Consider the following 14,206-nt stretch of genomic DNA (forward strand, 5'->3'; position numbering starts at 1 on the left):
CTAGTCGGCGCGGGGGTGATCGGGGAGCCGGTCGCCGACGTCGATGAGCACGCTCACGATCAGGCCCACCACGAGGCCCACCGCTCCGCACACGACGGCCCAGCCGGCACACCACGCGAGCATGGAGTGCAGGAGGAACCTCGGATCGTCCGCATGCATCGCGAGAGCGGACGGGAACCACCCGATCAGCACGAAGAGAGCGCCGAGCACCGCGCCGCACGCGAAGCCGATCGTCCCGCACCTCACGAGTCGACGGATGAGCGGGAGCGCACATCGGGTCATGGCGGCCACGGCCTCAGGAGAAGACGAGTGAGGGTCTACAGCCCGAGCAGCCTCTTCAGTTCCGCCGTCTGCTTGGTAGTGAGGCAGCCTTTCGGCAACACCCGCATCGCGTCGACGCTGAATGAGCGCGTCTTCCCGCCGTACGTGATCTTCACGAAGCCGGGTCGCGATTCGAGGACGCAGATCGTGGGAGCGGGCGGAGTAGGCGGCTCGGTGTACATGTCGGCGGGCCTGCCCCCGTTCCACTGGTTGGTGCCGTTGGAGAACTTGTAGTTCGCCGACGCCGTCGCCACGAGCTCGCCCTGGGCGTTGATCGACCAGCTCATCAGGGTGCTCGCCGGGGCACCCTCCACCTTGTCGGCATCCCAGTGGGCATCACCCTTCACGGCGGGGTCGTCGACGACCCAGTCTCGACTGACGACGGGGGCGTCGAGCGTCATGCGCGGATAGCCGGGGAGGCACCCGTCGGGGAAGGGGTAGACGCGCTCGCCGACGACCCGCCACGTGACTGATCCGTCGGCGCCTCGATCTCCGACGTCGCCCGCCACCGTGACCTTGATCTGCTGAGCTCGCGACAACGTCACGGGGGCAGAGAACTTCCCCCTCGCGTCGGTGTGGCCGTGCGTCTCGACCGCCGCGTCGGTTCCGCCGACGATCTGCTCCGTGACCTTCACCCCGACACGGCCGGCGACGTCCATGGGTTCGTGCGCGATTCCGACGCGGACCGCCGCGCCGCCCCCGGAGGTGCAGAAAGGCTCGCCCCACACCGCGGAGAGAGCCGGGATCGTAGGCGGAGCGGCCGGCTGGTCGGCGGCGAGAGCCGGGGACGCGGCGACGAGCGCGAGCGCCGTGGTCATCGCAGCGACCGTTGTCACGATTCGGAATCGGGCGGAGAGCAGCCGTCGGGCGCTTCTGGCGAGCATGTAGTCCTTCGAGAATCAGGGCTGAAAGCCCGACCGGCGAATGGGTGGGCGGGAGGGGATCGCCGCGCGTGCAGTCCCCGCTGCCCGGACAGTAGCAGTCGAGCGTTCCCGGTTCTCGCCGCTCCCCGTCATGCGCTCCGCGCGCTCACCTGGCGGCGTGCCCGGTTCTGGCGGTGGGCCGCTGCATCCGCGTATGGCGACTGCGGGCGATCGGCGCCGCGGCATCCTGCGTCTCGTTGCCCTCAGAAGAGGCGGGGTGCGCCCGACTGCACGCCTTTCATCTCGTCGTAGTCGAGGGTGAGGCACCGGATGCCGCGGTCGGTGGCGAGGACCCGCGCCTGCGGCCTGATCTCCTGCGCGGCGTAGACGCCCGTGACGGGGGCGAGCAGGGGGTCGCGGTTGAGCAGCTCGAGATAGCGGGTCAGCTGTTCGACGCCGTCGATGTCTCCCCGGCGTTTGACCTCGATCGCGACGGTGCCGCGACCGTCGTCGTTGCGCAGCAGCAGATCGACGGGGCCGATGGCGGTGGGGTACTCGCGGCGTACGAGCGTGAGATTCTCACCGACGACCGACACCTGCTCGGCGAGCAGGCGTTGCAGGTCGGCCTCGACACCGTCTTTGATCAGGCCGGGATCGACTCCCAGGTCATGGGCGGTGTCGTGGACGATCTCGTGGATGCGCACCAGAAGGGCATCGCCGGTCTTGGCGTGCGTCACGCGCCAGCGCTCGATCACCCCGTCTTCGACGTCGACCTCGTCGGGCTGCTCGAGAGTGAGGGAGCAGGGCGGGCTCATCCAGTTGAGCGGCTTGTACGAGCCGCCGTCGGAGTGCACCAGCAGACTGCCGTCGCCCTTGTGGACGAGCAGTCGGGTGGCGAGGGGGAGATGCGCGTTGAGGCGGCCGGTGTAGTCGACGGAGCAACGGGCGATGACGAGACGCACCCGACGAGCCTAATCGCGCCGTGCGGGCTCGGCGGGCTCGGGGGTCGAGGCCTCGTCGACGACGAGGGGCTTGGCGGCTCCCGAGAACAGACCGGATGCCACGATCAGCCCCACTACGATGAGCAGCGTGTTGAGCAGACCGATGTGGTCGCCGATCCACCCGAGGATGGGCGGGCCGCAGAGGAACGCGACGTAGCCGATCGTGGCGGCGGCGGCCACGCGCGAGGCGGCCTTGGCGGGATCGTCGGCGGCGGCCGACATGCCGATGGGGAAGCCGAGCGAAGCGCCGAGACCCCAGAGAGCCGCACCGACGAAGACGAGCGGGCCGAACGGCGCGAGGATGAATAGCAGCAGCCCGGCCGCCGCCGTGCCGGCGAGGACCCGCAGCACGAGCACGCGGCCGAGTCGGTCGACGACCGGACCGCCGGCGATGCGTCCCACGGTCATGGCGACCGAGAACACGGCGAGAACGGCCGGGCCGGCCTCTTCGGGGGCACCGTGGCCGTAGACCACGGCCGAGGGGAGCCAGTCGTTCGCGCTGCCTTCGGCGAAGGCCATGCCGAGCATGATGACGCCGAGCGTGTACGTGCGCGGCTCGCGCCACGCCTGAAGCGAGGTGGAGAGGCGTTCGCGCCAGTGCGCGCGCTCCTCGGCGGCGGGGGCGTCCATCGCGACCTCGGCGCGGGGGACGTTGGCCACCGACACGAACGCGACGACGAGGATCACCACGCCCATCGCGACGCAGTGCGCCATGACCGGGATGTCGAGGGTCACGGCGAGGAAGCCGAGCCCGGCGCCGATCACCGTGCCGAAGCTGAAGAAGGCGTGCAGCAACGGCATGATCGTGCGGCCGGTCGCCTTCTCGAGCGCCGCACCCTCGACGTTCATCATCACGTCGACGGCGCCGTTGCCGAACCCGAAGAGAGCGAGGCCGACCAGGGCGACACCGAAGAGTTGAAGCGTGTCGGCACCGAACCCGATGATCGCCAGGCCGATCCCGACGAGCACGAGCGCGACGAGCATGCCGGAGCGGGCGCCGATGCGTGCCATGACGGCGGGGGCGATGGAGAGCCCGATGATGGATGCCACGCCCATGCCGAGCAGGAGCAGTCCGACGCCGGAGTTCTCGATGCCCAGGGACTCGCGGATGGCGGGCACGCGAGACGCCCAGGTCGAGATGCTCAGACCGCTCGCGAGAAAGATCGCGCAGATCGCGACGTGCCAGCGCACGAGCTGGGAGCGGGTCAACGTGGAGTGCATGCCGACACTGTACCGAATCGATTCGGCCACGATCGAATCGATTCGGGGTTAGCCCACCTCCCCGGGTAGCATCGCCCCGTGAGCTCCCGTCGCGCGACCATCAACGACGTCGCCCGAGAGGCCGGCGTCTCGCCCTCGACCGCCTCCGTCGTCTTCAGCGGCAAGACGCCCACCTCCGAGGCGACCCGCGCCCGCGTGCTCGCGGCCGCCGAGAGCCTGGGCTACACCGGCCCCGACCCGCGCGCGGCATCGCTGCGGCGCGGGCGCTCCGGCATCGTCGGGGTCGTCTTCGACCAGCACCTCGGCACGGCCTTCCTCGACCCGGTCACCACCCACATGATGGACGGCCTCGCCGACGGGGTCTCGCGGTTGGGAGCCGCGCTCCTCCTGCTTCGCGACGACGGCGTGACGGTCAGCGAGCCCTCGCTGCACACGGCGCCCATCGACGCCGCCGTCCTCATCGGATGCAGTCCGCGCATGCGTGACTCGCTCGAGATCGTCCGTGGACGCGGCATCCCGGTCGTCGTGGTCGAGGGGGATGCGGGCGAGGGGATTCCCCGCGTGCTGCTGGATAACGCCGACGCGCAGCGCGCTGCAGCCTCGCACCTCGCCTCCCTCGGGCACAGCGACGTCGTGATCGTCACCCTCCCCGTCGATGCGGGCCGACGGCGCGGGTGGCTCGCCGACGATGCCGTCGTCGGGGTCGACGTGACCGCCGACCGTCTGCGGGGCGCGAGAGAAGTCTTCCCCAAAGCCCCCGCGCTCGCCGCGGCGACGAGCTCCATCGACGAGGGGGCGATCGCCGGTCGCACGATCTTCGCCGAGCGCCGCCCCACCGCCGTCATCGCACAGAGCGACCTGCTCGCGGCCGGCGTCATCCGGGCCGCAGAAGAAGCAGGACTCAGGGTTCCGCAGGACGTCAGTGTCACCGGGTTCGACGGCGTGGTCGTCGACGGGCTGGCCCCGCACGTCCTCACGACCCTCGTGCAGCCCGCCACCGCGAAGGGCCGCGCCGCGGGCGAGGCGGTGGCGGCGATGCTCGAGGACGCCACGCCGTCGGGCCTCGATCTCGAGTGCACGTTCCGCGCCGGAACGACGACGGGGCCGCCGCGTACCACATGACATCCGTGGGTTCGTGAACTCTCATGCGCCGCATAGAATAGGTCCGACACCCCGAGAGCCCGGGCATCCGCCCGTCGACCCCGAGGAGGCCCGCGCTTGTTGATCTTCCTTGGCGCGTTCGCGGCGCTCCCGCTGCTGTTGCCGTGGTTGGTCTCACGCATCGGGCCTCGCGCGTTTTACGTCGCGGCCGTCCTCCCCGCTGTCGCCTTCGTGCACGCAGTCGTGCTCGCCCCCGCGGTCTTCGCCGGGAACATTCCGTTCGAGGAATACCGCTGGATCCCGGCGATCGACGTCTCGCTCTCGATGCGGATGGACGTGCTGGGCTGGCTGCTCACGCTCGTCGTCACCGGCGTCGGCGCCCTCGTCATGCTCTATTGCCGCTGGTATTTCCGTGGCAAGACCCAGGGCGTCGGGCAGTTCTCAGCCGTGCTGCTGGCCTTCGCCGGGGCCATGTACGGGCTCGTCCTGACCGACGACCTCGTCGTGCTCATCATGCTCTGGGAAGTCACGAGCGTGTTGTCGTACCTGCTGATCGGCTACTACCACGCCCGATCCGCCAGCCGGCGTGCCGCGCTCCAGGCGTTGCTGGTGACGACGCTCGGCGGGTTGGTCATGCTGATCGGCGTCGTGCTGGTGGTCGTGCAGGCGGGCACATCGAGTCTGTCGGCAATCCTCGCCGATCCGCCCACCGGCACCGTCGTCGACGTCGCCGTGCTACTGCTTCTCGTGGGCGCCCTGAGCAAGTCGGCCATCTTCCCCTTCCACTTCTGGCTCCCCGGCGCCATGGCGGCCCCCACCCCGGTCAGCGCGTACCTCCACGCCGCGGCCATGGTGAAGGCCGGCATCTACCTCGTGGCGCGCCTCGCCCCCGGCTTCGCCGAGACGCCCTTCTGGCGTCCCACGCTCATCGCGCTCGGCGTGTTCACCATGCTGCTGGGCGGATTCCAGGCTCTGCGCGAGCGCGACCTCAAGCGCATCCTCGCCTTCGGCACCGTCAGCCAGCTCGGTTTCCTGACGGTCATGCTCGGCTACGGAACGCGGGATGCCGCCCTCGCCGGTGTCGCGCTGCTGCTCAGCCACGCGTTGTTCAAGTCGTGCCTGTTCCTCATCGTCGGCGTCATCGACCGGCAGCTGAACACGCGTGACATCGGACAGCTCTCGGGCCTCGGGCGCCAGGCGCCGGTCATGGCCACGGCCTCGTTCATCGCGATCGCCTCGATGGCGGGCGTCATCCCCACTCTCGGGTTCGTCGCGAAAGAGACGGCGCTCACGGCCCTCGTCCACGAGGCGGAGGCCGGCGCCGGGTGGGGCATCGTCGCCCTGGTGGGCATCGTGCTGGGCTCCGCTCTCACGGCGGCGTACGGCATCCGATTCCTCTGGGGCGCCTACTGGACGAAGCGCGACGTGGAGGCGACCGACTGGCCGGATCCCCCGATCGGTTTCCTCTCGGCGCCGGTCCTGCTCGCGGCGGCGTCGCTCGCCCTCGGGTTCCTCGCCCCGATCGTCGACCACTGGCTCGCGCCCTACGCCGACGGACTGCCTGAGGCCACTCCGGGTGTTCCGGCACCCGAGTACCCGTACCATCTGGCGCTCTGGCACGGCCTGGAGCCCGCGCTCTTCATCTCGCTCGGGACGCTGGCTCTCGGCGCGGGCGTGTTCTGGGTGGTGCGCAAGACGCAGCTGCACACGCGTCCGCGCGTGCTGCCCTTCACCGCGAACGACGTCTACAACCTCGCGCTGCGCTCCATCGACCACTCCTCCGAGTGGGTCACGGCGCGGTTCCAGCGCGGTTCGCTGCCGTTCTACGTCGGCACGATCTTCATCGTGCTGGTCGTCGCCGAGGGCACGGCGCTCCTGGCCTCGCGCGATTGGCGTGCGCAGCTCGACGCGTGGCAGTCTCCCGCGCAGCTGCTCGCCGCCCCCCTGATGATCGCGGCGGGAATCCTCGCGGTGCGCGCCCGCAAGCGCTTCACGGGCGTCGCCCTCGTGTCGGTCACGGGCCTGGGGCTCGTCGTGCTGTTCGCCACGAGCGGCGCGCCCGATCTCGCCCTCACCCAGGTGCTGATCGAGACCGTCACCCTCGTCGTGTTCGCCCTCGTGCTGCGGCGCCTGCCCGCGCGCATGGGCGAGCAGAACGCCTCCGTCGCCCCCATCGCCCGGGCCGTGCTCGGCGTCGGCGTCGGACTCACGATGGCCCTCGTCGCGATCGTCGCGACGGGCGCCCGTCAGGACGTCCCGGTGTCGATGGAGTGGCCCCCGCTGTCGTACGAGATCGGGCACGGCCGCAACGTCGTGAACGTCGCGCTCGTCGACCTGCGCGGCTGGGACACGATGGGGGAGCTGTCGGTTCTCGTGCTCGCGGCCACGGGCGTGGCATCCCTCGTCTTCATCACCGACCGCAGCGACAACCTCGCCCGCCGGTCCGGTACCGCCCGCAGTCGAACCGGCATCGGGCGCCGTCGTCCCCTCATCGAGACCGACAGCGGTGTGCGGGCGCGGCGTCCGGGTGAAGCCGACGCCCCGCGCGCCTGGCTGATCTCGGGGTCGAAGGTGCAACCCGAGAACCGCTCGATCCTGCTCGAGATCATCGTGCGGGTGCTGTTCCACTCGATCATGATCGTGTCGCTTTACCTCCTGTTCGCCGGTCACAACCTTCCGGGTGGAGGCTTCGCCGGCGGCCTGGTCGCCGGGATGGGGCTCGTCATGCGGTACATCGCCGGAGGTCGCTGGGAGCTCGGCGCCGCTGCTCCCACCGACGCCGGTCGTCTGCTGGGGGCCGGCATGGCGATCGCCGTGCTCTGCGCCCTGCTGCCGATGGTGTTCGGATTCGCGCCGCTGCAGAGCTTCACGTTCGAAGGCGATCTCCCCCTCATCGGGCACTGGGAGTTCGTCACCAGCACGATCTTCGACGTGGGTGTGTATCTCGTGGTGATCGGTCTCGTCCTCGACGTGCTCCGGAGCCTCGGAGCCGAGGTCGATCGACAGTCGCAGCATCCCGAAGATGCGGAGATGGCCCCCTCATGACCATCTCCCTCGTCCTCGTCATCGTCATGGCCGCGCTCTTCGCGTGCGGCGTCTACGCGATGCTCGAACGCAGCCTCACCCGCGTGCTGATCGGCTTCCTGCTGCTCGGCAACGCGGCCAACTTGCTGCTGCTGATCATGATGGGAGCGCCCGGTCGCGCTCCGTTCTACGACGACGGCGCGACGGATGTGTCCGAGATGTCCGATGCGCTCCCGCAGGCGCTCATGCTGACCGCCATCGTCATCACCTTCGCCATCTCCGCCTTCCTGCTCGCCCTCATCTACCGGTCCTGGCAACTCGGCCAGGCCGACACCGTCGTCGACGACGCCGACGACGTCGCCCTGCGCACGCGTACCTCGGCCGAGGCCGAGGACGCGATGGACGAGGAGTCCCGCTCCGACGATGACGACGTCACGACGGACTTCGTCGGCGACGTGGCCTCGCCCATCCGCGTGCTGCACCAGGGCGACCTGTCATCGCTCGTCGACGACGCCCCAGTCGACCGCGTGGCTGTGCGGCGCGACGGGGAGCGCGCGCAGGACGACACCCGCGACCCACAGGACGGTGACCGCCCGTGAGCGCGCTCGTGCCCCTGCTCGTCGGCATCCCCCTCATCGGCGCCGCGATCAACCTCATCTTCGGTCGGCGCAAGAAGACGCAGATCGTGGTGTCGGTCGCTGCCCTGACGACCGTGCTGGTGCTGGGGGCGGTGCTGCTGGTCACCGTCGACACGAGCGGCCCGATCGCCGTGGCCATCGCCGCCTGGCCGGTTCCGCTGGGCATCGTGCTGTACGTCGACGTGCTCGCCGCGCTGCTGGTGGTGGTCACGAGCATCGTGCTGCTCGCGGTCCTGCTCTTCTCCATCGGCCAGGGCGCCGCCGACAACGACGCCGACACCCCGGTGTCGATCTTCTACCCGGCCTACCTCATCCTGGGCGCGGGGATCTTCAACGCCTTCATCGCGGGCGACCTGTTCAACCTCTACGTGGGGTTCGAGATCCTCCTGGTCGCCTCGTACGTGCTCATCACGCTGGGCGGGACCGAATCGCGTATCCGCACCGGTGTCGTCTACATCGTCGTGTCGCTGGTGTCGTCGATTCTCTTCCTCGCGGCGATCGCGATGGTCTACGGAGCTCTCGGCACCGTCAACATGGTGCAGATCAGCGAGCGCATGGCGCTGCTGCCCCAGGACACGCAGACGATCCTGCACCTGATGCTTCTGCTGGCCTTCGCGATCAAGGCGGCGGTGTTCCCGCTCTCGTTCTGGCTGCCCGACTCGTATCCCACCGCGCCGGCCCCGGTCACGGCGGTGTTCGCGGGCCTGCTCACCAAGGTCGGCGTCTACGCGATCATCCGCACCGAGACGCAACTGTTCGTCGCGAACGACCTCAACTTCCTGCTGTTGATGGTCGCGCTCGCGACGATGATCGTGGGCGTGCTCGGGGCGGTGGCGCAGGCCGAGCTCAAACGCATCCTGTCGTTCACCCTGATCAGCCACATCGGATACATGATCTTCGGCCTGGCGATCAACACGCCGTTGGCGATCGGCGCGACGATCTACTACATCGTCCACCACATCATCGTGCAGACGACGCTGTTCCTCGCCGTGGGGCTGATCGAGCGCAAGGCGGGAAGCACCTCCATCCTGAAGGTCAAGGGGCTCATGCGCGGGGCACCCCTGATGGCCGTGCTCTACTTCATCCCGGCCATCAACCTGGGTGGTCTCCCGCCGTTCTCGGGCTTCATCGGAAAGTACGCGCTGTTCGACGCTGCGGCCCAGGTGGGCACGCCCGTCATGATGGTCCTCATCGTCGGCGGTATCGTCACCTCGATCCTCACCCTGTACGCCCTCATGCGGGCATGGAACCTGTCGTTCTGGCGTGAAGACGACGACTCGTCCGAAACGAGCGAGCGCATCGCGTATCTCGGCAACGCTCCGGCGGCGTCCGTGTCGACCGAGCGACGCACGATCCCCCGGATCATGACGTTCGCCACGGCCGGAATGGTGGCGGTCACGATCTCCCTCACCGTCTTCGCGGGCCCGTTGCTCGACGTGTGCCTGCGCGCGGGGGAGCGTGTCGCCGAGGGTGTGACCCTGGTGCAGCTCGAAGAACAGGTGGGGCAGCGATGAGCCCGTCCGCGCGGTCGCAGAGATCGCTCTTCCTGCATCAGCTGCCGCTGCTGCTGTGGCTGATCGCGCTCTGGATGCTGCTGTGGGGCCAGCTGACGTGGTTGGGCCTGATCACCGGCATCGTCATGGCGATCTTCGTCACGCGCGTGTTCCGTCTGCCGCCGGTGGAGCTGTCGGGCCGCATCAACCTCTGGTACGGCCTGCTGTTCGTCATCACCTTCCTCGGTGCCGTCATCAAGGGCTCGCTCATCGTGGCGTGGCAGGTGCTCGATGTGCGCCGACAGCCGGGTGCGGCCATCATCGCCGTGCCGCTCCGGGTCGCCGACGACGTGATCATGGCCCACACCGCGGTCACGGCATCGCTCATCCCGGGGTCGCTCATCGTCGACGTCGACCGCGAGAACCGCACCCTGTACCTGCACACGATCGGCGTGCGAAGCGACGAGGATGCCGAGCACCAGCGCCGCGTCGTGCTGCGGTGGGAGGCGCGCATCACGAGGGCGGTGGGGTCGAAGGAGGAGCTGCGCGACCTGCGCGCGCGCATCGCCGACAGCTCGGTCCACCGGACCGCCGGCTCTCCCGAGAAGCGGAGGACCGCCCCGTGAACACCGTGCTGGTCGCCGTCATCCTCGTCGTGTTCGCCGCCGCGGCCCTGCTCGCGCTGATCCGCCTCGTCATCGGGCCCTCGATCCTCGACCGCGCGGTCGCCGCCGACGTGCTGCTGACCGAGGTGGTCTGCATCCTCGGAGCCGACATGGTGATCAATCACCACACGCGGTCCCTGCCCGCGATGCTCGTCATCGCCGCGATCGGCGTGTTCGGCTCGATCGCCGTGGCCAGATTCGTCGCACGGAAGGAGAATCCCCGATGACCATCGAGGCTGTTCTCGACACCGTGGCGCTCGTCCTCGTGCTGCTGGGTGCCGTGCTGTGCCTGACCGCGACCATCGGCCTGCTGCGCTGGCGCGACGTGCCCACGCGCCTGCACGCCGCGACGAAGCCGCAGGTGCTCGGCGTGCTGCTCATCGTCATCGCCGTCGAGCTCGCGCTGCGGTCGTGGGAGGCGCTGGCCTTCGGCATCCCGATCGTGCTCATCCAGTTCGCGACCGCGCCGCTGGCCGCGCACATGGTGGGACGCGCGGCGTACCGCAACCGGACGACCGACGAGGCGAACCTCTACGTCGACGAGCTGCAGCACCGCACCGAGCAGCCGGGGTCGACCGGCGCCGAGACGCGCCCGGAGAACTAGGTCAGGTCGCCGATTCGCGCACGTCTCGGCGGGCCTGCGGTGACGGCGTGCCCTCCGGTGGATCGGGTGTCTCGGTGCGGTGATCGAGTTCGCGCGCTTCGCGCTCCGCACGGCGGCCCTCGGCGAGGAACGCCAAGCGGTTCAGGCACTCGTGGTTGCGAATCGTCAGCATCGGCTTCCACAGCAGCGACGGAAGAATCGATGCCGCGCCCGACACGGGCTCCTCGACGATCGTGACCGCGGTGCCCGACGGATGCGGACGCGCGTCGATACGGATGACACCCCGGCCCACGATGCCGGCCTCCGGGCGCAGCCGTAGCCGGCGGGGAGGATCCCATTCGACGATCTCGGTCTCATCATGGATCATGACCGGCCAGACGCCGAGCGAGTGGTGGATGCGGGAGCCCTCCCGCGGCCAGTGTTCGTCGACGTCGCGCATGCGCGCGGCCCCCACGACCCACACGGGGTAGAGCCACCCGTCCGAGAGCACCGCGAACAGGTCGTCGGGGGTGCAGTGCATCAGTCGCGTGTTGCGGGCGGCCATGGCATCCTCCGGTCGGCGTGCTTCGACTGTAGGGCGGATGCCGCGGGGTCGGCAGGACTTGACGTGGGCTCGGGTGGGCGTGGGGTGGGGTCGTGTCGACGGAGCGCGAGCGGGCGCCGGATCCTGCGACGCAGGCTCCGTGGTCTGCGCACGCTCAGTGGCATCCGGGACCAGGCGACTGATCTTGCGCGAATCGCTGAGTGTGCGCTGCCGCCGAGTCGCGCGGGCGCGGGTTCTCGACGGGCTCGACGACCAAGGGGACACGGGCCGTGACGAACGGAGGGCGAGGGAGGAGGGGAGGGGGATGCCGCGAGAGCGGTCCTCCGCAGTTCCCTGGCCCTCCGCCCGTCACGGGTGCTGGCTGCGTTGAGCGAGACCGAGGGGGATGCCTCGAGAGCGGTCCTCCGCTCATCCCTGGCCCTCCGCCCGTCACGCGGGCACGACGGTCACCCGCGGGTGATGTCGGTGACGACGCCCTTCGCGAGGCGGAGGCGACGGCGGGCCCGCTGGGCGACGGCGGAGTCGTGCGTCACGACGATGAGCGTCAGACCCTCGGCGTTCAGCGCCTGCAGCACGTCGAGGATCTCGTCGCGCATGCTCTCGTCGAGGTTGCCGGTCGGTTCGTCGGCGAGCAGCACCCGGGGCTGTTTCGCCACCGCGCGGGCGATCGCGACGCGCTGCTGCTGGCCACCCGAGAGCTCACCCGGGCGATGGTCGGCCCGGTCCTGCAACCCGACGCGTTCGAGTGCCTCGGCCACCCGCCGTCGCCGCTCCGCGCGATCGAGGCCGAGGGGCTCCAGCCCCATGTCGACGTTCTCGGCGGCGGTGAGGGTCGGGATGAGGTTGAAGCCCTGGAAGACGAAGCCGATCTCCTGCGCCCTCACCCGCCCGAGCTCAGCGTTCGAGGCGGCCGCGATGTCGACGTCGCCGAGCGTCACGGATCCGCTCGTGGGGCGGTCGAGGGCGCCGAGCATCTGCAGCAGCGTGGACTTGCCGCCGCCGGTCGGGCCCTGGACGGTGACGAAGTCGCCCGCGGCGATGTCGAGGTCGACGCCGGCCAGGGCCTGGACGGTGCGGTCGCGCTGGCGGTAGGTGCGGGTCACGCCGCGCAGGCTGTAGGCGGTCGTGGTGAGGGCGGGGGCGGTGAGGGTCATGATGTCTCCTTCGAAGGATGGGGGATGCCGCTCACGCGACCGAGCGGAGGGCGGCGGCGGGACTGAGACGCGCGGCGCGCCAGCCGCCGAAAGCACCCGCGAGCACACCGCCGAGCACGGCGATGCCAACGGCGGCCACGACGACGACCGGCGTCACGGGTGCGTTGAGGACGATGTCGGTGGCCTGCGCCGCCGCCTGGCCGAAGCCGCCGGGGCCGCCGGGACCGAAGCCCTCTCCGCCGCCCTGACCGGGGCCCGTGGCCTGGCCGCTCACCGAGATGGTCGGCGAGACGACGTTCACGAGCAGGATGCCGCCGAGCCCGAGGATGAGACCCGCGACGCCGCCGAGCAGGCCCTGGACGAGCGACTCGCCGGCGACCTGGCGCACGATGCGGCCGTTGGACCACCCGATGGCCTTGAGCGTTCCGAACTCCCGCGTTCGGCGGGCGACGCCCGACATCGTGAACAGGACGGCGAGGGCGAGGGCGACCAGCAGCACGACGACCGACAGCCACGTGCCGAGGTTCGAGATCATCGACGACGCGCTCGACAGCGAGCCCGAGACGGTCGAGGCGAGCTCGGACTGCGAGCTGACGGTGGCGTCGGGGAGTGCGGCCGTGATCTCGCTCTGCACTGCGTCGATGGCATCCGCCGACGTCGCCTGCACGTACACGGTCGAGACGACGTCGCCGACACCGGCCAGGGTCTGCGCGACGTCGAGGGGCAGATAGACGTTGGCCGCGGTGTCGGCCTCGGCCGAAGCGGATGCCACGATCCCGACGATCTGCATCGTCGTACCGGCGACGTCGACCGTGCCGCCCACGGCGAGTCCGGCGCTCGCCGCGTACGTCGCGTCGATCACGGCGACGTCGGTCCCGGCGTCGGAGGCGGCGAGGGCGCGCCCGTCGGAGACGGTCACGGCCGAGAGCGGACCGATGGATGCCGCGGGGTCGACGCCGAGCACGCTGAACGAGTCGACACCGAAGGCGCTGCCCCCGTCTCCGCCGGGGCCGACGCCGGACGGGGGCTGCTGCGGCATCCCCTCGCCCTGCGTGGTTCCGGTTGCGGCACCGCGGTCGGGCATCTGCCCCGAGAACGTCGTGTTCGTCAGCGACAGTGCGCCGGTGACGGCGGAGACGCCGTCGAGGCCTTCGACGGTGGTGACGGTGGAGGCGTCGAGGGTGCCGCGTCGCATGTCGGTCATGAGCCGCGACTGGCTGAGCGTCGTGGTCCCGTCGGTGGTCGTGCCCGCGTCGGCGCCGAAGTCGAAGCGCGGGCCGCCGCCGCCCTGACCGGGTTCGGTCTGGGCGCCGGTCACGGTCAGGTCGGTGCCGACGCCGTACACCGACGACAGAGCCTGCGACTGCGCGTCGCGGACGCCCGCCGAGAGCGCGTTGACGACGATGACGAGCGCGATGGCGATCGCGAGCCCCACCGCGACGATCACGGTCTGCTTGGTGCGGCCGGCGAGTTCGCGCCGAAGGTACGTGCCGTACATGGTTCTCCTTCCGGACGCGGGGTGCGGCCGTCTCAGGCGAAAGTAGGAACGGCACCCTCACCGCTCCCTCACCGTTGCT

14 protein-coding genes are annotated in these 14,206 nt (G+C 70.1%); 7 read left to right on the forward strand and 7 right to left on the reverse strand.

What is annotated here, in order from left to right; genetic code table 11:
• The 4 genes from ACXKZF_RS00180 to ACXKZF_RS00195 form a co-directional block, all read right to left on the reverse strand.
• On the reverse strand, nt 1-291 hold the full coding sequence (locus ACXKZF_RS00180; RefSeq protein WP_488984988.1) for a hypothetical protein: 291 nt from the start codon (nt 289-291) through the stop codon (nt 1-3).
• A gap of 26 nt (nt 292-317) precedes the next feature.
• Nucleotides 318-1,139 (reverse strand): hypothetical protein, encoded by an 822-nt coding sequence (locus ACXKZF_RS00185; RefSeq protein ID WP_488984989.1) that lies wholly within the window; start codon nt 1,137-1,139, stop codon nt 318-320.
• A gap of 308 nt (nt 1,140-1,447) precedes the next feature.
• A complete protein-coding gene (gene nucS, locus ACXKZF_RS00190) occupies nt 1,448-2,146 on the reverse strand; it encodes an endonuclease NucS (protein WP_488984990.1) in 699 nt (232 codons plus the stop codon).
• A gap of 9 nt (nt 2,147-2,155) precedes the next feature.
• Nucleotides 2,156-3,406: an MFS transporter gene (locus ACXKZF_RS00195; protein ID WP_243223004.1), complete on the reverse strand. Its 1,251-nt coding sequence runs from the start codon at nt 3,404-3,406 to the stop codon at nt 2,156-2,158.
• 78 nt (nt 3,407-3,484) lie between these two features.
• Here ACXKZF_RS00195 and ACXKZF_RS00200 point away from each other — a divergent pair, with 78 nt between their 5' ends.
• The 7 genes from ACXKZF_RS00200 (at nt 3,485) to mnhG (ending at nt 10,931) form a co-directional block, all read left to right on the forward strand.
• Nucleotides 3,485-4,528 carry a LacI family DNA-binding transcriptional regulator gene (locus tag ACXKZF_RS00200; protein ID WP_488984991.1) on the forward strand — a complete coding sequence of 348 codons (1,044 nt, stop codon included), beginning with the start codon at nt 3,485-3,487 and terminating at the stop codon, nt 4,526-4,528.
• A 96-nt stretch (nt 4,529-4,624) separates the two neighbouring features.
• Nucleotides 4,625-7,552 (forward strand): Na+/H+ antiporter subunit A, encoded by a 2,928-nt coding sequence (locus ACXKZF_RS00205; RefSeq protein WP_488984992.1) that lies wholly within the window; start codon nt 4,625-4,627, stop codon nt 7,550-7,552.
• A complete protein-coding gene (locus ACXKZF_RS00210; protein WP_055952835.1) occupies nt 7,549-8,130 on the forward strand; it encodes a Na(+)/H(+) antiporter subunit C in 582 nt (193 codons plus the stop codon). Before ACXKZF_RS00205 ends, ACXKZF_RS00210 begins: the two co-directional genes overlap by 4 nt.
• Entirely contained in the window at nt 8,127-9,683 is a 1,557-nt protein-coding gene (locus ACXKZF_RS00215) for a Na+/H+ antiporter subunit D (RefSeq protein ID WP_055952838.1), read from the forward strand. The genes ACXKZF_RS00210 and ACXKZF_RS00215 overlap by 4 nt, the downstream gene beginning before the upstream one ends.
• Nucleotides 9,680-10,288 (forward strand): Na+/H+ antiporter subunit E, encoded by a 609-nt coding sequence (locus ACXKZF_RS00220; RefSeq protein WP_055952841.1) that lies wholly within the window; start codon nt 9,680-9,682, stop codon nt 10,286-10,288. Before ACXKZF_RS00215 ends, ACXKZF_RS00220 begins: the two co-directional genes overlap by 4 nt.
• Nucleotides 10,285-10,554: an MrpF/PhaF family protein gene (locus ACXKZF_RS00225; RefSeq protein ID WP_055952845.1), complete on the forward strand. Its 270-nt coding sequence runs from the start codon at nt 10,285-10,287 to the stop codon at nt 10,552-10,554. Before ACXKZF_RS00220 ends, ACXKZF_RS00225 begins: the two co-directional genes overlap by 4 nt.
• Nucleotides 10,551-10,931, forward strand: a complete 381-nt coding sequence (gene mnhG / locus ACXKZF_RS00230; RefSeq protein WP_055952848.1) for a monovalent cation/H(+) antiporter subunit G — start codon at nt 10,551-10,553, stop codon at nt 10,929-10,931. Before ACXKZF_RS00225 ends, mnhG begins: the two co-directional genes overlap by 4 nt.
• Before the next feature lies 1 nt (nt 10,932).
• On the opposite strand, the gene ACXKZF_RS00235 is transcribed toward mnhG, so the two are convergent.
• From ACXKZF_RS00235 to ACXKZF_RS00245, 3 genes are all read right to left on the reverse strand, one after another.
• A complete protein-coding gene (locus tag ACXKZF_RS00235; protein WP_488984993.1) occupies nt 10,933-11,475 on the reverse strand; it encodes an SRPBCC family protein in 543 nt (180 codons plus the stop codon).
• A gap of 446 nt (nt 11,476-11,921) precedes the next feature.
• A complete protein-coding gene (locus ACXKZF_RS00240) occupies nt 11,922-12,629 on the reverse strand; it encodes an ABC transporter ATP-binding protein (RefSeq protein ID WP_488984994.1) in 708 nt (235 codons plus the stop codon).
• 31 nt (nt 12,630-12,660) lie between these two features.
• Entirely contained in the window at nt 12,661-14,127 is a 1,467-nt protein-coding gene (locus ACXKZF_RS00245; RefSeq protein WP_488984995.1) for an ABC transporter permease, read from the reverse strand.
• Nucleotides 14,128-14,206 lie beyond the last annotated feature (79 nt).

This window comes from Microbacterium sp. ABR10 (assembly GCF_057812175.1).

Excerpts from the sequence above, each read along its gene's own strand:
- ACXKZF_RS00235 (WP_488984993.1), bottom strand. The coding sequence starts at position 11,475 with ATGGCCGCCCGCAACACGCGACTGATGCACTGCACCCCCGACGACCTG.
- ACXKZF_RS00210 (WP_055952835.1), top strand. The coding sequence starts at position 7,549 with ATGACCATCTCCCTCGTCCTCGTCATCGTCATGGCCGCGCTCTTCGCG.
- ACXKZF_RS00220 (WP_055952841.1), top strand. The coding sequence starts at position 9,680 with ATGAGCCCGTCCGCGCGGTCGCAGAGATCGCTCTTCCTGCATCAGCTG.
- mnhG (WP_055952848.1), top strand. The coding sequence starts at position 10,551 with ATGACCATCGAGGCTGTTCTCGACACCGTGGCGCTCGTCCTCGTGCTG.
- ACXKZF_RS00240 (WP_488984994.1), bottom strand. The coding sequence starts at position 12,629 with ATGACCCTCACCGCCCCCGCCCTCACCACGACCGCCTACAGCCTGCGC.
- ACXKZF_RS00195 (WP_243223004.1), bottom strand. The coding sequence starts at position 3,406 with ATGCACTCCACGTTGACCCGCTCCCAGCTCGTGCGCTGGCACGTCGCG.
- ACXKZF_RS00185 (WP_488984989.1), bottom strand. The coding sequence starts at position 1,139 with ATGACCACGGCGCTCGCGCTCGTCGCCGCGTCCCCGGCTCTCGCCGCC.
- ACXKZF_RS00245 (WP_488984995.1), bottom strand. The coding sequence starts at position 14,127 with ATGTACGGCACGTACCTTCGGCGCGAACTCGCCGGCCGCACCAAGCAG.